1 protein-coding gene is annotated in these 273 nt (G+C 74.7%); it reads left to right on the top strand.

The window, feature by feature from the left end:
* Positions 1-273 (top strand): hypothetical protein (locus SB660_RS20560; RefSeq protein ID WP_410584184.1); only part of this gene is annotated, 273 nt, incomplete at both ends.

The raw sequence follows: 273 nt of genomic DNA, 5'->3' as shown, positions 1-273 counted from the left end.
GCGACACCTTCTGCGCCGGCGCCCTGCAGCGCCTGCCACTCGCCCTGGCCGCGGTGGAGCGCCCACGCGCGGTGTTCGCCGACGAATGGCACCGCGGCGCCGGGCTGGCACCGCCGTCGCCGGTGCTGCGCCCGGACTTCGACCCGGACCTGCTGCTCGGCCACCCCGCCGCCATGGCCGGACACTGGATCTTCGCCCGCGATGTGCTGGACGCCATTGCCGTGCCGACCGGCGATGATCCGCTCGCGCTGTCGCTGGCGCTGATCCTGCAAC

It is taken from the genome of Bacillus sp. SIMBA_005, from assembly GCF_046535585.1.
Classification (GTDB): domain Bacteria; phylum Bacillota; class Bacilli; order Bacillales; family Bacillaceae; genus Bacillus; species Bacillus pumilus.
The sequence above is the reverse complement of the archived record's forward strand: the minus strand, read 5'-3'. Positions and strand labels throughout refer to the sequence as shown.